Consider the following 23,274-nt stretch of genomic DNA (forward strand, 5'->3'; position numbering starts at 1 on the left):
GATCAATCCCACTGCGGGGCGATGCCTTTCGGGCTGGTCAGACGATGGCCACGCTCCAGAGCGGCGATCAGCGCCATATCGGGTTCGCTCAGGGTCAGCGTCGTGGCGCCGAGGTTGCTTTGCAGGTTGGAACGTTTGGTCGACGATGGAATCACCGCGTAACCCGACTGCATCGCCCAGGCCAGAGTGACTTGCGCCGGGGTCGCTTGCAGACGTTCAGCAATCTGCCGGATCACCGGATCCTTCAGCACTTCGCCATAGGCGAGGGTCATGTAGGAGGTGATCTGAATGCCCTGGCTGCGGGCGAACTCGACCACTTTGCGGTTTTGCAGGTACGGGTGCAGCTCGATCTGGTTGGTGGCGATGTGGTCTGCACCGACCGCTGCGATGGCTTGCTGCATCAGCTCGATGGTGAAGTTGGACACCCCGATCTGCCGGGTCAGGCCCAGACGCTTGGCTTCGAGCAGCGCCCCCATGAATTCGCCGACCGGCACTTGATCTTCCGGCGACGGCCAGTGGATCAGCGTCAGGTCGAGATAGTCGGTCTGCAACTTCTGCAGGCTTTCCTTGAGGCTCTCGATCAGACGATCCTTGGCGAAGTTGGCGATCCAGATCTTGCTGGTGATGAACAGCTCTTCACGAGCAATGCCGCTGGCGGCGATGGCTTGACCGACCTCGGCTTCGTTCTCGTAGATCTGCGCGGTGTCGATGGCGCGGTAACCGAGTTCAAGGCCGGTGCGCACCGAATCGATGACCACCTGACCTTGCAGGCGAAACGTACCCAGACCAAAAGCGGGAACAGACATTGATGACTCCAGGGTTGCAGTGGGAATGGGCAGGAGTATCCGCGTCTGTGTCCTTGAGAAAAACCGCTGGTGGGGCAAAGCACTGTTGAGCAGAAGTCATGAATCTTTCGCCGCCAACAACACTCCTGTAGGAGCTGCGGCACGCTGCGATCTTTTGATTTTAAAAACGACAAGATCAAAAGATCGCAGCGTGCCGCAGCTCCTACAGGGCTTTGTAGACAGGTGCATCACTGTTCTGCAGATGGAACACTGAAGCTGGTTTTTGCCGTCTAGTCCTCCAGCCGTCATGGATTTATGCTCAATCCATTGCGTCACCCACCTTTTGGAGGCAACCATGAAAAACATCATCGGTATCTACACCAGCCCTCGCGGCCATTGGGTCGGCGATGGTTTCCCGGTGCGCACCCTGTTTTCCTATGACAACCTGGGCAAACACATCAGCCCGTTCCTGCTGCTCGATCACGCAGGTCCGGCCGAATTCACCCCGACCACTGAGCGTCGCGGCGTCGGCCAGCACCCGCACCGTGGTTTTGAAACGGTGACCATCGTCTACGACGGCGAAGTGCAGCACCGCGACTCCACCGGCAGCGGCGGCACCATCGGTCCCGGCGACGTGCAATGGATGACGGCTGCCTCCGGGATCCTGCATGAAGAGTTTCACTCGGATAACTTCGCCAGAACCGGCGGCAAGCTGGAGATGGTGCAGTTGTGGGTCAACCTGCCGGCCAAGGACAAAATGGCTGCACCCGGCTATCAGACCATTGTTGATCGCGACATCCCGAATATTGCGCTGAAGGATAATGCCGGCAATCTGCGCCTGATCGCCGGCGAGTTCGAGGGGCATAAAGGCCCGTCGCAGACTTTCACGCCGATCGACGTCTGGGACCTGCGGCTGAATGCCGGCAAGCTGCTGACGCTGGATCTGCACGAAGGGCGCAACACCGCGCTGGTGCTGTTGAAAGGTTCGGTGCAGATCAACGGTGTGGAAACTGCAGGTGTCGGGCAGTTGGTGCTGTTCGAGCGCGACGGTCGTCAGTTGACCCTTGAGGCCAGTGAAGACGCCGTGGTGCTGCTGCTCAGCGGCGAACCGATTGACGAGCCGATCGTCGGCCATGGCCCGTTCGTGATGAACACCGAGCAGGAAATTCACCAGGCATTCGCTGACTTCCAGTCCGGGCGTTTTGGCCAGATGCACGGCTGATTGGCCTTTGTGGGAGCGGGCACTGCAGCGAGCCACAAATCCCAACCCAGACCCTGATCCCCTGTGGGAGCGGGCTTGCCCGCAAAAGCGTACGGCCAGTCGATGCTTATTTGGCTGACCCACCGCCTTCGCGGGCAAGCCCGCTCCCACATTGGTTTTCGGGTGTTTTTGCGCGGGCGTTCATCCTCTGAAATCAATTACTCCTACACTTGCCCAATCTGTGCGATCTTCTCGCGATTGGGCCCTGTCGGAGTGCTTTGATGTTGTCTTTTTTGACCGAACATCCGTTGTTTTGCGCGTTGATCCTGATCCTCCTCGATCTGGGCTTGTGGCGCCTGATCAGCTCCCGTGGCAGCGAGTGGAAGCTATTGGTGCGGGTGCTGATTTTCAGCCTGTTCAGCGTGCTGTTGTTCAACGAAGGCCTCAATCCGATGGAGCCGGCGCCATGGGCTGACAACGTGCCGTTGCACCTGGCGGCGACCGGCTTGCAGATCGGCTGGTGGCTGTTCGGCGCGCGCACCCTGACCGTGCTGATCGGCGCGGTGATGATGCAGCGCGTCGGGCACACCGGGCGGCTGTTGCAGGATCTGCTTGGTGCGGTAATTTTCCTGATCGCCATTATCGCGGCGCTGGCCTACGTGCTGGATCTGCCGGTCAAAGGTGTGCTGGCGACGTCCGGGGCCCTGGCGATCATCGTCGGTCTGGCGTTGCAGAGCACCCTCAGCGACGTGTTCTCGGGGATCGTGCTCAACACCACCAAGCCCTATCAGATCGATGACTGGATCTCGATCGACGGCACCGAAGGCCGGGTCATCGACATCGACTGGCGCGCCACGCGTCTGCAGACCAGCCAGGGCAGCATGGCGGTGATTCCCAACTCGCTGGCGGCCAAGGCCAAGATCATCAACTTCAGCCGACCGAGCAACATGTTCGGGGTGGCCGTCAGCGTCCAGGTCAGCCCGCACGCGCGCCCAAATACGGTGATCGATGCGCTGGAGCGGGCGATGCAGGGTTGCCGCCCGCTGCTGGACAATCCCTCGCCGAGTGTCGCGCTGAAAAGCTCCGGCAGCGCCGGCGCGGAATATGAAATCAGCGGTTTCGTCTCGTCGATGGATCAGAAGCGCTCGGTGCGTAATCAGCTGTTCGATCTGGCTTATCGGCATCTGCAGGCATCCGGGGTCAATCTGTTGTCGAGTGTCGAACCGATCGTCGCCGGCAACCTCTCGCGGCCACGGGCGCTGCTCGACAGTTCGCCGATTTTCTCCACCCTGCGCCAGGAAGAGAAAGACACCTTCAGCCAGAACATGACCCTGCAAACCTTCCGTGCCGGCGAGACGATTCTCGAGGCCGGGGAGGTCAGTGATCATTTGTTCATCATCGAATCGGGTGTGGTCACCGTGACCTTGACCCGCCATGGCAGCCCGTTCGAATCCGGGCGCATGGGGCCGGGGGAGGTGATCGGCGAGGCCGGCATCCTCTCCGATTCGTCAGTGCCGGCGACCTTCGCGGCGAAAACCTTCTGCGCGCTGTATCGCATCGAGAAGACCTACCTGAAGCCGTGTCTGGATGCCCGCCACGACATCAACGAGGCGATGAAAGCCTTGCTCGATTATCGCCTGCACAAGGCCCAGACCCTGACGCAGGACGTGCCGGTCGTGGTGGCGAAAACCGGGTTCCTGCACTGGTTGCGCAATCGCGTGTGACGGGTGGTCTACTCGTCTTCCGGGAGATTGGCTATTTGTCCGGGGCAGTGGCGGGACTACCTTAGTCACACATTCACTGGCCCCGGAAATTCAATCATGAAAGCTCGTACCGATTTCTACACCGCTTCTCCAGACGCCCTGAAAGCGATGATCGCCCTGGAGACCGCGGTCTCGAAACTGCCGCTGGAAAAGACTCTGGTGGAACTGGTCAAGCTGCGCGCTTCGCAAATCAACGGCTGCGCGTTCTGCATCGACATGCACACCGCTGATGCAATCAAGGGCGGCGAAACTCCGCGCCGGCTGTTCGCCGTCACCGCGTGGCGTGAAGCGCCATTCTTCACCGAGCGTGAACGTGCGGCGCTGCTGTGGACCGAATCGCTGACCCAACTGAGCCTGACTCACGCCCCGGACGAAGACTACGACATCGTCGCGGCGCAATTCACGCCCAAGGAGATGGTCGACCTGAGCGTGGCGATCAGCACCATCAACAGCTGGAACCGTCTGGCGGTGGGCTTCCGCAAAACCCCACAGCTCTAAGCCGCAACACATAACCCCCTGTAGGAGCTGCCGAAGGCTGCGATCTTTTGATCTTGTTTTTAAAAATCAAAGTCAAAAGATCGCAGCCTTCGGCAGCTCCTACAGGGGCCGGTCGTTTTGGAAGTCTGGATCAATGTGCATCCGCACTCGGCGCCGTCGGTGGTTGTACCTTGCGCATCAAGGGCACCATCGCCGTGGCGATGATGAAGCACAGCATGATCATCAAGAAGGTATCGCCGTAGGTCTGGGTCTGTGCCTCGCGGTAAGTCAGCAGCCACAGCTGACGCAGGCCGGCGGTGACGCCGACGTCACCGCTCTGACCCAGCGTCGCCAGGTTGCCACCGACCTGCGCCAACCACTGATTCAGCGCCTCGTTGCTGCTGTTCAAATGCTCGGCCAGGCGGGTGAAGTGCAGGTTGGTGCGGTCATTGAGGATGGTCGCGCACGCGGCAATCCCGATAGCTCCGCCCAGATTGCGCATCAGGTTGAACAGCCCCGAAGCGTGCTTCAAGCGTGCCGGTGCCAAGCCTCCCAACGTCAGTGTCACCGCCGGTGGCACCGCCAGTTGCTGGGCGATCCCGCGCAGCGCTTGCGGCAGCAGCAACTGACCGGCGCCCCAGTCGTGAGTGATCGGACTGAATTCCCACATCGACACGGCAAACAGGCCCAGCCCGATCATCATGATCCAGCGCAGATCCATGCGATTGGCGAGAACGGCATACAGCGGAATCGCCATGATCTGGAACACCCCGGTGGAAAAAACCGCCAGACCAATGTCCAGCGCGCTGTAGCCACGCACCCGTCCGAGAAACAGCGGGGTCAGGTAAATCGTTGCGAACAGGCCGATCCCGGTGACAAAGGAAAAGAAACAGCCCAGGGCAAAGTTGCGATCCTTGAGCGCGCGCAGATCGACGATCGGGTTGGCCACGTGCAAGGTGCGCCCGATAAAGGCCAGCCCCGCCAGACCGCTGATCCATGCCGTGGTCAGAATCGTTTGATCGCTGAACCAGTTCCAGCGCGGGCCTTCTTCGAGGGTGTATTCCAGGCAGCCGAGAAACAGCGCGAGAAACACCATGCTCAGGTAGTCCGCGCCCTTGAGCAGCGCCAGTTCCGGCTGGTCGATCTTCACCAGCATCGGCACCGCCACCGTGACGAAAATCCCCGGCAGCAGGTTGATGTAGAACAGCCAGTGCCACGAGGAAATGTCGGTGATCCAGCCGCCGATCACCGGCCCCAATGTCGGCGCCAGCGACGCCACGGCACCGATGGTCGCGGCGGCGATCACCCGCTGTTTGCCGCTGAAGAAAAAGAACGCGGTGGTGAACACCAGCGGAATCATCGAGCCGCCGAGAAAGCCTTGCAGCGCACGAAAGGCGATCATGCTCTGGATGTTCCAGGCCACGCCGCAGAGCAGACTGGCCAGGGTGAAACCGACCGCCGAGGCGCAGAACAGCCAGCGCGTGGAGAACACCCGCGACAGCCAGCCGGACAGCGGAATCACGATGATTTCGGCGATCAGGTAACTGGTCTGCACCCACGCGGTTTCGTCGGTGCCGGCCGAGAGTCCGCCGCCGATATCGCGCAGCGAGGCCGAGACGATCTGGATGTCCAGCAGCGCAATGAACATGCCGATGCACATGGTGGCGAAGGCGAAGACCTTGGTCGCGGTGGCCATGTCGGCGGCGTTGAACGGTTGCGCCGCGGCGGTGAGGGCGGTGCTCATGGCGCGACGGCCACGGCGCTGGTTTGAGTTGGCGCGCGGGTGTCGACTTCTGCGGTGACCGACAGCCCCGGCCGCAGATGGCCGAGCACGCCGTCAGCCGGGTCGAGCAGAATCCGCACCGGCACCCGCTGGACGATTTTGGTGAAGTTGCCGGTGGCGTTCTCCGGTGGCAGCACGCTGAATTGCGAGCCGGTGGCGGGGGCGAGGCTGTCGAGACGGCCGTGAAATTCCTGGCCGGAGAGCACGTCGGCGCGGATGCTCACCCGTTGCCCGGGTTGCATCCGCGCCAGCTGGTCTTCCTTGAAATTGGCATCCACCCACAGACCGCTGGCCGGTACCACCGACAACTGCTGCGAACCCGCCTGGGCATAGGCGCCGACCCGCGCGCGGCGGTTGCCGATCACCCCGTCGACCGGCGCGCGCAGTTCGGTGTAGCCGAGGTTCAATTGGGCCAGATCACGCTCGGCCCTGGCTTGTTGCAGGGCGGCGCGGGCCTGTTGTTTCTGGGTGTCGATCACCGCCAGTTGGCGCTGGGCGGCGAGCAATTCCGCCTGGGCACGGGCACTCAGGGCCTGGGCGGTCTTGAAGGTGGCGTCGGCGCGTTGGGCGCTTTCCACCGACACGGCATTGGTGCTCACCAGGCGTTTGTAGCGCGCATTGTCATCCCGCGAGCGGGCGGTTTCAGCACCGGCAGCATCGATGCCGGCCCGGGCCTGGCCGATCACCGCTTGCTGCAGTTGTTCAGTGGCGTCGAGGTTGGACAGCAGGGCTTCTTCAGCGGCGACCGCGCCCTCGGCCTTGGCGAGGTTGGCGCGATAGTCGCGCGCGTCGAGGCGGATCAGCACGTCGCCGGCCTTCACCGATTGGTTGTCACTGACCAGCACTTCTTCGATATAGCCGGCGACTTTCGGCCCGATCACCGTGACGTCGCCACCGATGTAGGCATCGTCGGTCTCTTCGAGAAAACGCCCGGTACCCCACCAGTGCGTGGCATAGACCCCGGCAACCAGCAGAGCAATCAGGCCCACGCCGGGCAGCAACAGGCGTTTGCGCAGCGGCGGTTTGGCGGTGGGGAGCGCAGCAGACAGGTCGGGCTCAAGGGTGGGCATGCTGGTCATGGCGTAATACCTGCGCAAATCAAGTCGTTATTACGGCTGTAATATGACGCGAGTAATATTTTGTGGCAATTGAATTTTTGTGCCGATTGTCAGTTGCTTATTTGAGCCACTGGCCGGGCGTGGTGCCGCTCATGGATTTGAAGAAAGCGATGAACGCACTGTCGCTGGCGAAGCCCAGTGCGTAGCCGCAGTAACTGAGGCTGCGCCCGGTGGCGAGCAATTCCATGGCGCGCATCAGCCGCCACTGCTGGCGCCATTGTTGATAGCTCATGCCGGTATCACGCTGGAAGATCCGCCCGATGGTGCGGCTGCTGGCGCCAATCTGCTGCTCCAGCGTCTGCAGTTCCGGCGGCAGTTGCTCGGGTGTCGACAGCAACGGGGCCAGGCGTTTGTCCCGGGGCAGGGGCAGCAGCATCGGTTGCTGAGCGGCCTCCCGAATTTCGCTCAGGCACAGGCCCAGCAGATGAAACAGTCTGCCGTGCTGCCAGTCGCTGTCGAAATCAGCCTGCGCCATCGGCTCCAGCACCGCGCGCAACAAGGGGCTGACTTCAATCACGCACACCTGCTGCGGCAGGTTGTGGCACAGCTCGGGCACGAGCCAGATCGAGCGGTAATCGACGCTGTGCTGCATCACCGCGCGATGGCTGACACCGCCGGGAATCCACGCCGCCCGCGACGGCGGCAGCAGGCACAACTGCTGCGCGAGGGTGATGCGTGTGCAGCCTTGCCGGGTGTAGAGCAATTGCCCGCGCTGATGGCTGTGCAGGCCGGAGTCGTGATCGCCGAGGGTGGAGGCGATGCCGATGACCGGCGCGCTGAAGTGATCAGGGTCGAAGGATGCGTGGGCGTCGAGCCAGGCCATGGTTTGTCCGATTTCAACGATAAATTGGCAAGGCTCGGATAATACGTCAGTCCAGACTTTTTAGACTCCTCGGCGTTTTCACATGAGGAGTCAACATTATGAACAACCGACATTTATTGTTGCTGGCGATTGCCCTGCTGATGTTTCCGCAGATCGCCCAGACCCTCTACAGCCCGGCGCTCGGCGACATCGGCCGAGCGTTCGGCGTCGGGCCGCAGGAGGCTGCGCAGACGTTGTCGGTGTATTTCCTGGCGTTCGCCTTTGGCGTGGTGACGTGGGGGCGAGTGTGCGACCGCATCGGCCGGCGCCCTTCGATGCTTGCCGGTCTGGCGCTCTACATGCTGGCCTGCGTCATCGGCTTGAGTGCGCGTAGTTTCAACACATTGTTGATGGCCCAGGCGTTGGCGGCATTTGGCGCGGCGGTCGGCTCGGTGGTCACCCAGACGCTGTTGCGCGACCGCTTTCAAGGCGCGGAACTGGCGCAGGTGTTTTCCCTGGTGGGCATGGCGCTGGCAGCCAGCCCGGCAATTGGTTTGTTCAGCGGCGCAGGGTTGGTGGAGGGGTTTGGTTATCGCGGGGTGCTCGCGGCATTGCTGCTGATCGCTTTGGCGCTATGGTCATGGAGTTGGTGCGCTTTACCCGAAACCCGCACGACCGCACCGGCCTCGGCGGGGCTGCTGGAAACCCTCGCGCGCATGCTCGGTGATCTCGACATCTGGCGTTCGGCACTGTGGATCGCCCTGTTCAACGTGGCGCTGTTCAGCTATTACAGCCTTGGTCCGTTCCTGTTCGAACGACTTGGCTTGAGTGGCTCGGAGTTCGGCTACAGCGGCGTAATTCTGGCGTTGGGCTCAGGGTTTGGAGCATGGCTCAACCAGCGCTTGCTGCGCCGCGGTTGTCACGCGCTGCAACTGATTCGCCTCGCCGCAGTCATCGGCTTGCTCGGTGGGCTGGGTGTGTGGCTGATGCAGGACAGTGGCGCGTTTGTGCTGGCGATGTTGCTGGTGGTACTGGCCTTCGGCATGGCGATTCCGAATATTCTTGGTTCGGCATTGGCCAATTACAGCGACCGATTGGGCACCGCCGGGGCACTCTTGGGGCTGATTTATTACCTGCTGATCGGCGCGGGGCTGATGCTTGCCGGTTGGACCCAGGCCCTCGGGGAAACCCTGATAGCGTGCAACGGCGTGGCTTTGCTGCTGACAATCAAGGCTGATAAATCAATTGTTTAAGAAATGTAAGCAGCGTAGGAAGCGTCTTGCATTTGTGTAGGAAGGCTCTGACTATCACTCGCATTGATGAGGTGGCATTACGCTACTTTATGATTGCAAGGATGTTGCGTGCCGTATTCGCTTCGCGTTGTTTTTCGTCTTCGTTCCACGCTTTGCCCGCTGTTGTCGGCCTTTGTGTTGAGTGTGTGCGCGTCCTCGATTCAAGCGGCTGACCCCGTTGCGCCGGGCCAGGAAGTGCTGCGCCAACAGCAACAGCAACAGCGCGATCTGCAACAACTGCAGATGGAACAACGCAAGCGCCAACTGGAGCGCGGTGCGTTCGGTCCGACGCCTGCCGCTCCGGCCCTCCCGCAAACCGTCACCCCCGATGAACGCTGCTGGCCGTTAAGCGGCACGCGTATCGGCGGCGTCACGCTGATCGACAGCGACAAACTCAACGCCCGGATCAAACCGCTGCTGGCGCCGTGCATGGGTGTCGGCCAGATCAATCATCTGCTGGCGACCATCACCGCGATCTACGTCGAGCAAGGCTACATCGCCAGCCGCCCGTACCTGTTGAGCGCGCCGGCAGCGGGGCAGTCGCTGGACATCATGATCGACGAGGGCTACATCGAGTCCATCGAACTGGCCGATCAGAGCCTGCCGGTGTCGCTCGGTGGCGCGTTCCCGCATATGCTCGGCCAGCCGCTGAACCTGCGCGATCTGGAGCAGGGCCTGGATCAGTTGAACCGCTTGCGTTCGATTGACCTGACCGCCGACATCGCCCCCGGCAGCCTGCCCGGCGCCTCGCGAATCATCCTGCGCTCGCGCACCTCCGGGCAGTCGCGCTGGGCGTTGGGCCTGGGCATGGACAACCTCGGCAGCGCCAGCACCGGACGCGATCGCAATACCGTCAGCCTGAGCTTCGACAGCCCGTTGCAGCTCAACGATCTGTTGAGCCTCAGCGCCAGCGACACGTTGAATCAGGGCGACCGCTACAGTCGCAACGCCAGCCTGTATTACGCGATTCCCTACGGCTACTGGACCTACAGCGCGTTCGCCAGCCATGCCGAATATCGCGCGCCGTTCAAACTGCCCAGTGCGACCTTGTACAGCACCGGCATCACCGATCAACTGAGTCTGCGCGCCGACCGCGTGTTGTGGCGCGACCAGAGCCGCCAGCTCAGCGCCAACCTGCAACTGGCACACAAGGACGTCGACAGCTATCTGGAGAATGTCCGCCTGGGCATTCAAAGCCCGACCCTGACCGTGGCCGAAGCCGGACTCAATCTGTTCTGGCTCGACCGTGCGGTGTGGAACCTTGACTTCACCTATTCGCAAGGCCTGCGCTGGCTAGGCGCCGATGACGACGCCAATCATGCGGTCAACAATTTGCCCAAAGCGCAGTTTCGCAAGTACCGCGCCGGCCTCAGTCAATGGCGCAACGGCCAGTTCGGCACGCAAGCGTGGCAGTGGCAAAGCCAGCTCAATCTGCAATACAGCCTCGACCCGTTACCGGCCATCGAACAGTTGCTCGGCACCGACGATTCGGCGGTGCGCGGTTATCGGGTGAGCAGTGCATCCGGTGCCAGCGGCGCGATCTGGCGCAACACGCTACGTCTGCCGCTGCGTACCGACTGGCCGCTGCAGATCACCCCGCGCGTGGGCCTGGACAATGGCTGGCTCAAGGCCGATCACGGTGCTCAGGGCCAACGCCTGAGCGGTGCCAGCGTCGGGCTGAATCTGGGCTGGAAGAATCTGCAAGTGGACGTCGATTACCAGCGCGCCCTCAACACCCCCAGTGGTTTGCAGCACGAGCCAGAGACCTGGCTGATGCGCGTGGGGTTGCAGATATGAGCAGCACCGAAACTCATCAAGCAGTGAACAGACAGCCGTCGGATCTGAGCGCGACAGCCACGGCCAAGACTAAATCGCGCGCCGTGATGCCGTACTTACATGGAGACGTTTTTATGCCAGCACACACCTTTGCATTCCATCTTTCTCCTCGGGGCAAATTGCGCTGGGCGATCGCCAGCCTGTTCTTCGCCGTGCACCTGCCCAGCGCCATTGCCGGCGGTGTGGTGGTTGCGCCCGGCCCCGGCGGCACCGCGCAATTGCAGACCCAGGGCGGCGTGCCCATCGTCAATATCGTCGCGCCCAACGGCTCGGGCCTGTCGCACAACCAGTTCCTCGACTACAACGTCGACCGTCAGGGCCTGGTGCTGAACAACGCCTTGCAGGCCGGGCAATCGCAGCTCGCCGGGCAACTGGCGGCCAACCCGCAACTGCAGGGCCAGGCGGCGAGCGTGATCCTCAACGAGGTGATCAGCCGCAACCCTTCGGCCATCAACGGTGCCCAGGAAATTTTCGGCCGCGCCGCCGATTACGTGCTGGCCAACCCCAACGGCATTTCGGTGAACGGCGGCAGTTTTATCAATACGCCGAACGCCAGTCTGCTGGTCGGTCGTCCGGAGTTGAACGACGGCAAACTGCAAGCCTTGAACACCCGCGACGCCAGCGGTCAGTTGCAGATCCACAGTGGTGGCCTGCGTAACGCCGAAGGTTCGGTCAACCTGATCGCCCCGCGTATCGACAGCCAGGGCCGCATCGATGCCCGCGATCAACTGAACCTCACGGTCGGACGCAATCAGGTGGATTACGCCAGCGGTCAGGTCAACGCCGTGGATCCAGCGGGCAACACGAAAGATCAACGCATCGACGCCAGCCTGTTCGGTGCGATGCAGGCCGGACGCATCAATATCGTCAGCACTGCCGAAGGCGCGGGCGTGCTTGTGGGTGCGGTGCAAGTGGCCGGGCGTGATGGCGTGCAGATCCGCTCGGCGGGCGACTTGAGTGTCAGCGGTGAAGCGATCCCCAACAGCCTCGAAGTGACGCGTGCCGGCATTCGCAGCAGTCAGGGTGATGTCGGCCTGCACAGCGGCAACGACCTGACGCTGGCGGCCACCGATGTCAGTGCTCGCGACGTCAGCGTCAATGCCAAGCGCAACCTGACCTTGAGTACCGTCGAAAGCCGCAAGCTCCAGGAACAGCGCGAAAACTGGAGCAACAGCACCATTGGCATCACCTGGGAAACTTACGATCGCACCCAGACCGACAGTGAAACTCGCCAGCACGGCAGCCAGATCGTCGCCAGCCGCGACGCCAGGCTTACTTCCGGAAAAGACACCGAACTCAAAGCCGCCAAAGTTGAAGCAGCGAAAAATCTCGATGTGCAGAGCGGCGGTGATCTGCGCCTGACCGCAGCTACCGAAAGCCACACCCAGACCGATCAGGGCAACCATCGCAAGCATCTGTGGAAGGCCGACTGGAATAACAGCAGCGAAGAACAGCGCAGCATCGGCAGCCAGTTGAAGGGCGGCAACATCGCTCTGCAGACCGCCGCGTTGTTGCGTGCCGAAGGCGCCGAACTGAACAGCGTCGGCGATGTGAAACTGGCGGGCAAGCAAGTGGACGTCACCACGGCTACGCGCACCAGTCGCAGCAATAACAACAGTTATTCCGGCGATCTGGTCGGCGGCGGATTCTTCGGCAAGGCCGGTGATGCCGACAAGGGCCAGACCCGGCATCAGGGCAGCAAAATCAACGCGGCCGGCAAACTGCTGGTGAAGGCTGACGACGTGCGCATCAGCGGCAGCCAGGTCCGTGGCGGCACCGAGGCCAGCGTGATCAGCGATCAGGGTTCGCTGGTGATCGACGGCGTGCAGGACACTTCGCACAGCAACAACCACGACAAGGACAGCAAGTTCTTCGGCATCACCAAGGACGAGTCGCGGCAGAACTCCAGGGACAGCACCACAGTGCGCAGCGAGCTGGTTTCCGACAGCAACCTCAAGCTCAAAAGCGCCAAGGACATCGAAGTAGCCGGCTCCACGGTCAAGGCTGGCGGCGCGCTGACGGCGGACGCTGCCGGTGATGTGAGCGTGCATTCCACGCAGAACACTCACGACAGCAGCTCGACCACCGAGACCCGTGGCTTCGATGCCTACGCCAAAGAGCAAACGCCGGAGCAATACCGTGCCGGGGTGCACTACGAAGACAAGCAGCAGACTGTCACGCGCAACGACGTCAACCAGCAAGGTTCGAGCCTTAGCGGCGCCAGCGTGCAAGTGAAGGCTGGCGGCGATCTGACAATCAAGGGCGGTGAAGTCAAATCCACCGCGGGCGACACCACGCTGAGCGGCAAGAATGTGTCGTTGCTGGCCGAACAGGACAGCCACAAAACCTCATCCGACACCTCCAGCACCGGCGGTGGTTTCTACTACACCGGCGGCCTCGACCGCGCCGGCAGTGGCGTCGATTTCGCTCACAGCACCACGCAAGACAGCAGCAGCAAAACCACCGCGCAAACCAGCAACGTGCAGAGCAGCGGCAGCCTGACCATCAACGCCGACAAACTGCTGACCGAAGGCGCGCAGGTCAAGGCTGGCAACGGCCTGAATGTCGCGGCCAACGAGATCGACAACCGCGCCGCCAGCAACACCGAAAGCAGCACGCACAACCAGAGCAACTGGTCGGCGGACATCGGCGCCAACGTCGAATACAAGGACATCGCCCGCCCGATTGCCGGTGCGGTCAAGGATGTGCTCAACGCCAAGGTGCCGGACAAGGAAGCCCTGAGCAATCTCGGCCAGCCGAACGTCGGCCTCGACGTGGCGATCGGTCACGGCAGCGCCGACAAGACCGAGCAGAGCAGCACCGCCGTGGTCAGCCGTTTCGACGGCGGCAGTATCGAGGTGAAAACCGCCGGCACCCTGCACGACCAGGGCACTCAGTACAGCGCGAGCAACGGCAAGGTCAACATCAGCGCCGACAAACTGGTTGCCGATTCCGCGAGCAACACTCACAGCAGCACCGATAACTCAGTGGATGCCAAGGTCGACGTACGCGTCTACACCAAGACCGGCGAGGACGTGAACGTCGCCGGCAGCGGCGCCGGTGGCAACAGCTACAGCAGCAAGGACAGCAGCACCGCAGTGGTCGGCGGTTATGCCGGCAATAAGGGCGTGAACATCAACGTCGGTGCTGACGCGCAATTTGCCGGCAACCATTTCGACGGCGGGCAGGGTGGTGTGAACATCACCACCGGCGGCGATCTGGCGCTGAATCAGGCCAATGACCGCCAGAGCAGCAGCGACTCCAGCCTGCGCGGCAACGGCTCGCTGACGGTCGGTACCTTGCCGGGCACCGACGGCACCAACGTCGACCTCGGCGCCGGGTTCCAGCTCGATCACAGCGGCAAGCAGACCACTGACACCCAGGCTCACGTCGCGAGCATCAGTGGCAACGGCCCGGTGCAACTGAGCAGCGGCGGCAATCAGTTTCAGCAAGGCACGAAGATCGACAGCGCCGGCGCCATCGATCTGCACGCTGACGGCAAGCTTGATCTGCAAGCGGCCGTTGATACCCACACCGCGACTGGCAGCAATCTCGGCGGCGGTTTGAAGGGCGGCGGCAGCAAATCCAGCAGCGAGAAGAGTCGTGATCAGGGCGGCAATCTGAGCGGCAACTTCAACATAGGCCGCATCAACGAAAACTCGCAAACCCTGACCGGTGGCCAACTCAATAGCCAGAGCCAAATCGCCTTGAGCGGTGATGCGGTGCACCTGCAAGGCACGCAAGTCGGCGCGCCGAGCGTCAGCATCGATGTGCAGAAGGGCGGTTTGGTTCAGGAGTCGGCGCAGTCCACCGAGAGCCGCAACAACTGGAACGTCGCGCTGAATGCCGGCGGCAACCTGAGCAGCAAGACCCCGACCGCAGCCGATGAAAAGGCCAGCAGTGACCACGGCTTCAACGCCGGAGCGAAGGTTGGCGTCGATTACCTGCAAGGCACCACCCAGCAAAACAGCCAGATCAAGGCTGGCAGCGTGGTGCTCAACAGTGCCGGTGATGCACAGCTGTCGGGTGCGCGGATCGACGCGAACACTGTCAGTGGCAAGGTTGCCGGTGACCTGACCGTCGAAAGCCGTGAGGACTCGACGACCCAAGCCAAGGTCGATGTCGATCTGGGCTTGACGGCGAAGAAGAACCCACCGAGCGACAAGGAAAAGCTCGCCGGCACTGACTACAAACCAACGCTGAAAGCGCAGGGCGAATACGCGCACAAGGACAGCGTGGTGCAGGCATCCGGCATCAGTGGCAATCAGGGCGTGAATCTTGCGGTGGGCGGCGCAACGCAGCTGACTGGCGCGCGGATTTCATCGCCTGAGGGCAAGGTCGATCTGGGCGGTTCGAAGGTCGGTAGCAGCGATCTGGTCAACCGTGACTACGGGGTGAAAGCAGGGCTGGACCTGCCGCAGAAAACCGAGGAGAACGCACCGAAGGTGTCGTTCGATAACGGCAATCTGAAAGTCGGTCCGGTGACCCTGAGCGGCCATCTGGATAGCCAGACCCTGCAAGCCGGGATCGACGAAAAAGGCTGAGCAGCACCGCTATAAAAAATTGTGGGAGTGAGCCTGCTCGCGATAGCGTCAGTTCAGTCAGCGATGTTGTTGACTGAACCAGCGCCTTCGCGAGCAGGCTCGCTCCCACATTGTTTTGATAGCGGTGAGACCTTGGGGTCAGTTCGACGCCTTCGCCTTACCCGCACTCATCAGCACGACCACCGCCAGCAGCGCGGACAGGATCGAACCCAGCAACACCCCAACCTTCACCGAATCGACCAGATGCGCTGCTCCGGGGAAAGCCAGTGCGCCAATGAACAGGCTCATGGTGAAGCCGATCCCGCAGAGCAGGGCGACGCCGTACAGTTGCAGCCAGCTCGCGCCTTGCGGCAGTTGCGCCAGGCCGCTGCGAATCGCCAGGGCACCGAGGCCGAGGATGCCGATCTGCTTGCCGAACAACAGGCCCAGCGCCACGCCCAGCGGTACCGGCTCAAGCAGGTTGCTCGGAGAAATGCCGGTCAGCGACACGCCCGCATTGGCGAAGCCGAAAATCGGCACCACGGCGAACGCCACCCACGGATGCATTTTTTCTTCGAGGTACAGTAGTGGCGAATTGTGCTCGTCTTCCGGGTTACCCAGCGGAATGCACAACGCCAGAATCACTCCGGCGAGGGTCGCGTGGATCCCCGATTGCAGCATGAAGAACCACAACAGGGCACCGGCGATCAGGTACGGCCACAGCTTTCTGACGCCGCAGCGGTTGAGGATCACCAGCAGTGCAATCACCGCCAACGAGGCCAGCAACATGCTCACTGACAGGCCGCTGGTGTAGAAAATCGCGATGATCACCACCGCGCCCAGATCATCGAGGATGGCCAGCGCCGAGAGGAAGATCTTCAGCGAAACCGGTACCCGTTTGCCCAGCAGCGACAGCACGCCCAAGGCAAAGGCAATGTCGGTGGCGGCAGGAATCGCCCAACCGCTGAGGGTCTGCGGATTGCCCCAGTTGATCGCGACGTAGATCAGGGCCGGGACCAGCATCCCGCCCAGCGCGGCGAAGCCCGGCAGCGCACGCTGGCCCCAGCTCGACAACTGCCCGGCGAGCATCTCGCGCTTGATCTCCAGACCCACCAGCATGAAGAAGATCGCCATCAGACCGTCATTCACCCAGTGCTCGATCGACAGACCGGCGACTTTGATGTGCAAAGTCGAGAAGTACGTGGCCGCCCACGGCGAGTTGGCGACCAGCAGCGCAGCCAGGGCAGCGGCCATCAGAATCAGGCCACCGGCGGATTCGGCGGCGAAAAATCGCGAGAGAAAGGCCAGGGCAGAAGGCGACTCCTGGCGGGCAGGGGCAGTCTGCAGGCGTGACGGATCGTGGCTCATAGGCACAGCAACTCCGCGCGGCGGCCCGACCTGCGCTGAATTAAACCTGCCCTGCCGCGTTGTTGCGGTGGCACCCGGGCGGCATTTTACACAATAGGCGGGCCGGCTGCGAAAAACTCGACGACGTGGGTCGCTGCCCGGCAATTTCTCGATACGTGGAAATTGGCTTGCTGATGTGTGCTTAGCTGTGCGCCGTCCGTTTCAGCCTCTGACCCTCTATAAAAATGAAAGCAATCCTCATCGCCTTATCCGCTTTTTTATCAGTCATTCAGACCTCCCTGTCCGTTGCGGAAAATGCCAACGGCAAGACTCTCTACACACAGCGATGTGCCGTGTGCCACGGCGCCGATATCAAGGCAACCGGGCCATTGGCCAACAAAAGCAATCCGCCGACACCAGACCTGACAACCTCCGCGTTCAAGAAACGGCTCAATGATTATCCGGGCGTTATCGTGTCCTCGATCATCCTTCGTCCGAATGGCAACCTGATTCCAAAAACCTTGCGGGATAACGGCGTAAAGATCGCGCCGCACGCCTGGAGCGTTCAGGATTTTCGCGATCTGGATCAATACATGAGTGAGGTGATTGCAAAATCACGCTGATCCCGGGATCAGCGGCGGGCTCGGCTCCAAGGAATGAATTGCCGGGCTTAATAGGAAGCATTACTATTCACGCCCCTTTCCACCGCACGCTGCCATGAATCCCATGCTGCCCCGCAGACCCGGCTTTTTCGAGCATTACGAAGAGTTGATCGGCACCTGGACCCGGCGCCTGCGCAATCGTGCGCAGGCCGAGGATCTGGCGCACGACACCTTTGTGCGGGTGCTTGAATCCGATTCGGCAGCAGTGCAGCAGCCACGGGCGTATCTGCACCAGACCGCACGCAACATTGCGGTCGATGGTTATCGGCGTGAGGATCGGCGGGAAGCCATGGAGTCGCAGGCGATCGATCACAGTGTGTCGTCCACCGGCGACCCGGAGCATTACATGCAGGCGATCCAGTTGGCCGACTCCATCGAACGGGCGCTGCAGGAACTGCCGCTCAACTGCCGGAAGATTTTCGTCTGGCAGAAGATCGAAGGGCTGACGCAGGCGGAAATCGCCGAACGCCTCGGGCTGTCGAGGAACATGGTCGAAAAGTATATGATCCGCACCCTGCGCCACTTGCGCGATCGCCTTGACGGCATGCAGTCATGAGCGGTCGCCGCTTTTCATCCCCAGCCCGACAGGACATTCCATGATGGATACCCGTGATTGTGCGTGCGGGCAAACAACGGTGCGCGATGAAGCGGCACGCTGGTTTGTGCGTCTGCAGGAGCCGCTGATCAGCGCCGACGAACAGCAGCGTTTCGACGTCTGGCTGAACCAGCATCCGCAACACCGTGACGAATTCCAGTTGCTGCAAGGCTTGTGGACGGCGGCGGATCTGCTGCCGGCGCCACGCCTCAAGGCCCTCGTCGAAACCCCGCCAGACCGCCGCGAGCGTCGTCCGCTGCTGCGCTATGCCGTGGCAGCCAGTGTGCTGGCGGTGGCGCTCGGCCTCGGTTTGTTCAGTGGTTTGAATCATCCGGATGGCTATAGCGCCGAGTTCGCAACGGCGCTGGGTGAGCGCAAACATGTGGCGCTGCCGGACGGATCGGTGATCGACCTGAACAGCCGCAGCCGTCTGCAGGTGCGTTATGAGAAGGATCGCCGGCTTATCGAACTGTCCGAAGGCGAGGCGATGTTCAGCGTTCAGCACGACACCGCGCGCCCGTTCGTGGTCGAGGCCGGCAGTGGCAAGATCACCGTAACCGGTACGCGGTTCGACGTGCGCCGCGATGTCACGCAAACCCGGGTCGCGGTGGAGCAGGGCACGGTCAAGGTGCAGGGGCGCACTGCGCCGGACGACCAATTCATCAACCTGACCGCGGGCCTCGGCACACATGTCGATGCCGAAGGCAAAGTCGCTGCCGCCTACGCGGTCAACCCCGCCGAACTGACGGCGTGGCGCAGCGGCAAACTGGTGTTCAACGACGCCAGCCTCAGCGAGGTAGTAGCCGAAGTCTCGCGTTATCGTGACAAGCCGCTGACGGTCAGCAACCCGGCCGTGGCCAGTCTGCGCCTGACCAGCGTGTTCAAATCCGACAACACCGACGCCTTGCTCAAGGCCCTGCCAAACATCCTGCCGGTGGCCGTCCGCACCCTGGCCGATGGTAGTCAGGAAATAATTTCAAAATAACATTCAGGTTTTTTTCGAGTTCATCGTCTTCCTGTTCAACTGCAACTGGTTTGCATTAACAGACGCACACTCTTGCGCTCCACAGGACTACGTTCGACGTGAAAAACACCTCAGCCCACAACAAAAAATCCCCTTGGTTACCGCTGGCCCTGGCGCTGGCGGTCAACGCTGCCATGCCACTGGCGTATGCCGCCGACGCCATTCATATCCGCGCCCAGCCGCTGGGCCAGGCTCTGAGTGAACTGGGCCAGCAAACGTCGTTGCAAGTGTTTTTCAGCCCGGAACTGGTGGCCGGCAAACAGGCTCCAGCGGTCGATGGTGACATTTCCCCGGAGCAGGCACTGCGCCAGTTGCTCCAGGGCAGTGGCCTGGATTATCAGATCAACGAAGGCTCGGTGACCCTGTCGCCGGCCGCAACTGCCGCCAGCAACGGCCCGCTGGAACTCGGCGTGACCGACATCAAAGTGGTCGGCGACTGGCTCGGTGACGCTGACGCCGCCGTGGTGCAGAACCACCCGGGCGCACGCACGGTGATCCGCCGCGAAGCCATGGTCGAGCAGGGCGCGATGAACGTCAGTGACGTGCTCAAGCGCGTGCCCGGTGTGCAGGTGCAGGACTCCAACGGCACCGGCGGCAGCGACATCGCGCTGAACGTCGGCGTGCGGGGCCTGACTTCGCGCCTGTCGCCACGCTCCACGGTGCTGATCGACGGCGTGCCCGCTGCGTTTGCGCCGTACGGCCAGCCGCAGCTGTCGATGGCGCCGATCTCCTCGGGCAATCTCGACAGCATCGACGTGGTACGCGGCGCCGGTTCCGTGCGTTACGGCCCGCAAAACGTCGGCGGGGTGATCAACTTCGTCACCCGCGCCATCCCGGAAAAAGCTACCGGGGAAATCGGCACCACCCTGGAAACCACCCGTTACGGCGGCTGGAAGCACATCGACACGGCGTTTCTCGGCGGTACTGCCGATAACGGCATGGGCGTGGCGCTGCTGTACTCCGGGGTCAACGGCAACGGTTACCGCGAACGCAACAACGGCAACGACATCGACGACGTGCTGCTCAAGACCCATTGGGCGCCGACCGATCAGGATGATTTCAGCCTCAACTTCCATTACTACGACGCCAGCGCCGACATGCCCGGCGGCCTGACGCAGAAGCAGTACGACGACAAGCCGTACGACTCGGTGCGCGACTACGACAACTTCAGCGGTCGGCGCAAAGACGTGTCATTCAAGTGGATCCGCCAGATCGACGAGCGCACCCAGGCAGAAATTCTCACCTACTACACCGACAGCTTTCGCGGCAGCACCATCGCCGCCCGCGACCAGAAAACCCTCAGCTCGTACCCGCGTTCCTACTACACCCTGGGTGTCGAGCCGCGAGTGTCGCGGGTGTTTGACGTCGGCCCGACCACTCAGGAAGTCAGCGTCGGTTATCGCTACCTGAAAGAGGCGATGCACGAGCAGTCGAGCCGTCTGGCGCTGGTCAACAATCAGCCGGTGGTCACCCCGACGTCCGACGGCCATGTGTTCCAGGACCGCACCGGCGGCACCGAGGCCAACTCGGTGTACGTCGACAACAAGGTCGACGTCGGCAACTGGACCATCACCCCCGGCATTCGCTTCGAGCACATCAGCACCGACTGGCATGACCGCGCCGTGCTCGACACCGCAGGCAAACGCGTGCCGGAGAAAAACCGCAGCATCGAAAGCAACGAACCGCTGCCGGCGCTGAGCGTGATGTATCACCTGTCGGACGCGTGGAAACTGTTCGCCAACTACGAAACTTCGTTCGGCAGCCTGCAGTATTTCCAGCTCGGCCAGGGCGGCTCGGGTGACCAGACCGCCAACGGCCTGGAACCTGAAAAAGCCAAGACCTACGAGATCGGCACGCGCTACAACGATGACGTGTGGGGCGGGGAAGTGACGTTGTTCTACATCGACTTCGATGACGAGTTGCAATACATCAGCAACGATGTCGGCTGGACCAACCTCGGCGCGACCAAGCACCAGGGCATTGAGGCGTCGGTGCATTACGACATGGCGGCGCTCGATCCGCGTCTCGACGGTCTGACCGCCAACGCCGGTTTCACCTACACCCGCGCCACCTACGAAGGCGAGATTCCGGGCTTCAAGGGCCGTGATCTGCCGTTCTATTCGCGGCAGGTGGCAACCGTGGGCTTGCGCTACGACGTCAACCGCTGGACCTACAACATCGACGGTTTCGCTCAATCGAAACAGCGCTCGCCGGGCACCGGGGTCAACGCCGATGGCAGCTTCAACGGCAACTACATCACCGAAGGCACGGCCGACGGGCAGTACGGCGACATCCCGGGTTACGTGACCTGGAACGTGCGCGGCGGGTATGACTTCGGGCCACAGGTGTCGAACCTGAAACTCGGCGCCGGGGTGAAAAATGTCTTCGACAAGCAGTATTTCACCCGTTCCAGCGACAACAACTCGGGGATGTATGTCGGTGCGCCACGGACGTTCTTTGTGCAGGCCAGCGTCGGCTTCTGATAACGCCTGACCTGTGGCGAGGGAGCTTGCTCCCGCTGGACTGCGCAGCAGGCCCGATTTTTTGGGGTCGCTTCGCAACCCGGCGGGAGCAAGCTCCCTCGCCACAATGATGGGGTTCAGACCTTGAGGACTTTGCCGCCGATCGCCACGGCTACCAACAGCAGCGCCATCAACCCGAAAGCAAAACTCAGACTGCTGGCATGCGCAACAAAGCCGATCACCGCCGGCCCCGCCAGAATCCCCGCGTAACCCAAGGTGGTAATGGCTGGCACTGCGATGCTTTCCGGCATCACCGTCTGCTTGCCCACCGCCGTGTACAGCACCGGCACGATGTTCGAACAGCCGGCGCCGACCAGCGCATACCCCAGCAGCGCCGCTTCCCAGCTCGGGGCGAAGGTCGCCAGAAACAGACCTGCCGCCGCCAACAGCCCGCCGAACAGAATGACCCGCGTGGCGCCGACACTGCGCACGATCCGGTCACCCAGCAAGCGTCCGGCCGTCATGGTCAGGGCAAATGCGGCGTAACCCAAACCCGCATACGCCGTGTCGATCCCGCGTTCCTGCGCGAGGAACACCGCGCTCCAGTCCAGCGCCGCGCCTTCGGTGAGGAACACGATGAAGCACATCCCGCCGATGAACAGCACAATGCCGTGGGGAATCGCGAACGCCGGCCCGGAACTTTCACTGCCGTACGGCAACATGTGCGGCACCGCTTTGAACAGCGCACCGATCAACACCGCCACCACCACCAGCATCGCCGCCAGCGGCGTCAGCCCGAGGCCGAGCAGGGCACTGACACCCGCTGCGCCGACAATCCCGCCAAGGCTGAACAGGCCATGAAACCCCGACATCATATTTTTGCCGCTGGCCCGCTCGACAATCACCGCTTGCAGGTTCACGGTCGAGTCCACCGTGCCGAGCCCGGCGCCGAACATGAACAGCGCGGCGATCAGCGCCGGTATCGACGACACCGTCGCCAGCAACGGCAGCGCCGCGCAAATCAGCAGGGTGCCGCCGGTGGCGACTTTGCGGCAGCCGAAGCGCGTGGCGAGAATACCCGCCAGCGGCATCGCCAGAATCGAGCCGACTCCCAGGCACAACAGCAACAGGCCCAGCGTGCCTTCATCGAGTCCAGCCCGGGCCTTGGCGTACGGCACCAGCGGCGCCCACGCGGCAATCCCGAGGCCGGCGATGAAAAAAGCGATGCGCGTCGACATCTGTTGCAGGCGTCCGGGGACGAAGGTGTCTTGGGGGTTGAGGCTGGTCATATCGATCCTTGGCAAAAAACGTCGCGTCCCCGAATGACAGTGATAGCGCGTCGAGGTTCGATCGCAGGTCTCGGGGCGGTGCAATCGACATCCTAACCTGTGGCAGCGAGCTTGCCCGCGAATGCGGTGGTTCAGGCAATGAATATGGCGACTGACACGCCGCTTTCGCGAGCAAGCTCGCTCCCACATTGGATGACCGGTGTTCACAACTGCCCGTTCTGTGCAGAACCCTGTGGGAGCGGGCTTGCCCGCGATTGCGGTGGTTCAGGCAATGAATATGACGGCTGACAAACCGCTTTCGCGAGCAGGCTCACT

Annotated in this window: 16 protein-coding genes; 10 read left to right on the top strand and 6 right to left on the bottom strand. The window is 62.1% G+C overall.

The window, feature by feature from the left end:
• Positions 1–2 precede the first annotated feature (2 nt).
• Positions 3–806 (bottom strand): 2,5-didehydrogluconate reductase DkgB, encoded by an 804-nt coding sequence (gene dkgB, locus ABV589_RS24555; protein WP_367084014.1) that lies wholly within the window; start codon positions 804–806, stop codon positions 3–5.
• Between the two features lie 334 nt (positions 807–1,140).
• Between dkgB and ABV589_RS24560 the strand changes: the two genes are divergently transcribed.
• The 3 genes from ABV589_RS24560 to ABV589_RS24570 all read left to right on the top strand — a co-directional run bounded on the left by ABV589_RS24560 (position 1,141) and on the right by ABV589_RS24570 (position 4,247).
• The gene (locus ABV589_RS24560; RefSeq protein WP_367084015.1) at positions 1,141–2,007 is read left to right on the top strand and encodes a pirin family protein; all 867 of its coding nucleotides are present in this window, start codon (positions 1,141–1,143) and stop codon (positions 2,005–2,007) included.
• 260 nt (positions 2,008–2,267) lie between these two features.
• Positions 2,268–3,710, top strand: a complete 1,443-nt coding sequence (locus tag ABV589_RS24565; protein WP_007968281.1) for a mechanosensitive ion channel domain-containing protein — start codon at positions 2,268–2,270, stop codon at positions 3,708–3,710.
• 96 nt (positions 3,711–3,806) lie between these two features.
• Positions 3,807–4,247, top strand: coding sequence for a carboxymuconolactone decarboxylase family protein (locus ABV589_RS24570; RefSeq protein WP_007968280.1), 441 nt, complete (start codon positions 3,807–3,809; stop codon positions 4,245–4,247).
• Between the two features lie 130 nt (positions 4,248–4,377).
• Here the strand turns inward: ABV589_RS24570 and ABV589_RS24575 are convergent, their stop codons facing one another.
• The 3 genes from ABV589_RS24575 to ABV589_RS24585 all read right to left on the bottom strand — a co-directional run bounded on the left by ABV589_RS24575 (position 4,378) and on the right by ABV589_RS24585 (position 7,950).
• Entirely contained in the window at positions 4,378–5,970 is a 1,593-nt protein-coding gene (locus tag ABV589_RS24575) for a DHA2 family efflux MFS transporter permease subunit (RefSeq protein ID WP_367084016.1), read from the bottom strand.
• A complete protein-coding gene (locus ABV589_RS24580; RefSeq protein ID WP_367084017.1) occupies positions 5,967–7,088 on the bottom strand; it encodes an HlyD family secretion protein in 1,122 nt (373 codons plus the stop codon). The genes ABV589_RS24575 and ABV589_RS24580 overlap by 4 nt, the downstream gene beginning before the upstream one ends.
• 97 nt (positions 7,089–7,185) lie before the next feature.
• A complete protein-coding gene (locus tag ABV589_RS24585) occupies positions 7,186–7,950 on the bottom strand; it encodes a helix-turn-helix transcriptional regulator (RefSeq protein WP_367084018.1) in 765 nt (254 codons plus the stop codon).
• A gap of 98 nt (positions 7,951–8,048) precedes the next feature.
• Between ABV589_RS24585 and ABV589_RS24590 the strand changes: the two genes are divergently transcribed.
• From ABV589_RS24590 to ABV589_RS24600, 3 genes are all read left to right on the top strand, one after another.
• The gene (locus tag ABV589_RS24590) at positions 8,049–9,182 is read left to right on the top strand and encodes an MFS transporter (RefSeq protein WP_367084019.1); all 1,134 of its coding nucleotides are present in this window, start codon (positions 8,049–8,051) and stop codon (positions 9,180–9,182) included.
• Positions 9,183–9,290: 108 nt separating this feature from the next.
• On the top strand, positions 9,291–11,018 hold the full coding sequence (locus tag ABV589_RS24595) for a ShlB/FhaC/HecB family hemolysin secretion/activation protein (protein WP_367084020.1): 1,728 nt from the start codon (positions 9,291–9,293) through the stop codon (positions 11,016–11,018).
• 113 nt (positions 11,019–11,131) lie between these two features.
• Positions 11,132–15,601, top strand: coding sequence for a hemagglutinin repeat-containing protein (locus ABV589_RS24600; protein WP_367084021.1), 4,470 nt, complete (start codon positions 11,132–11,134; stop codon positions 15,599–15,601).
• A 138-nt stretch (positions 15,602–15,739) separates the two neighbouring features.
• Here ABV589_RS24600 and nhaA read toward each other — a convergent pair whose 3' ends face one another.
• Complete coding sequence (gene nhaA, locus ABV589_RS24605; RefSeq protein WP_367084022.1) at positions 15,740–16,948, bottom strand: Na+/H+ antiporter NhaA; 1,209 nt, start codon at positions 16,946–16,948, stop codon at positions 15,740–15,742.
• A 224-nt stretch (positions 16,949–17,172) separates the two neighbouring features.
• Here nhaA and ABV589_RS24610 point away from each other — a divergent pair, with 224 nt between their 5' ends.
• The 4 genes from ABV589_RS24610 to ABV589_RS24625 all read left to right on the top strand — a co-directional run bounded on the left by ABV589_RS24610 (position 17,173) and on the right by ABV589_RS24625 (position 21,691).
• Positions 17,173–17,550: a cytochrome c gene (locus ABV589_RS24610; protein ID WP_367084023.1), complete on the top strand. Its 378-nt coding sequence runs from the start codon at positions 17,173–17,175 to the stop codon at positions 17,548–17,550.
• Between the two features lie 94 nt (positions 17,551–17,644).
• Positions 17,645–18,145 carry a sigma-70 family RNA polymerase sigma factor gene (locus ABV589_RS24615; RefSeq protein WP_003223490.1) on the top strand — a complete coding sequence of 167 codons (501 nt, stop codon included), beginning with the start codon at positions 17,645–17,647 and terminating at the stop codon, positions 18,143–18,145.
• Positions 18,146–18,185: 40 nt separating this feature from the next.
• Positions 18,186–19,169: a FecR family protein gene (locus ABV589_RS24620; RefSeq protein WP_367084024.1), complete on the top strand. Its 984-nt coding sequence runs from the start codon at positions 18,186–18,188 to the stop codon at positions 19,167–19,169.
• 98 nt (positions 19,170–19,267) lie between these two features.
• Positions 19,268–21,691: a TonB-dependent siderophore receptor gene (locus ABV589_RS24625; protein ID WP_367084025.1), complete on the top strand. Its 2,424-nt coding sequence runs from the start codon at positions 19,268–19,270 to the stop codon at positions 21,689–21,691.
• 116 nt (positions 21,692–21,807) lie between these two features.
• On the opposite strand, the gene ABV589_RS24630 is transcribed toward ABV589_RS24625, so the two are convergent.
• Positions 21,808–22,959 carry an MFS transporter gene (locus tag ABV589_RS24630; RefSeq protein ID WP_367084026.1) on the bottom strand — a complete coding sequence of 384 codons (1,152 nt, stop codon included), beginning with the start codon at positions 22,957–22,959 and terminating at the stop codon, positions 21,808–21,810.
• Positions 22,960–23,274: the final 315 nt, after the last annotated feature.

This window comes from Pseudomonas sp. HOU2, assembly GCF_040729435.1.
Classification (GTDB): domain Bacteria; phylum Pseudomonadota; class Gammaproteobacteria; order Pseudomonadales; family Pseudomonadaceae; genus Aquipseudomonas.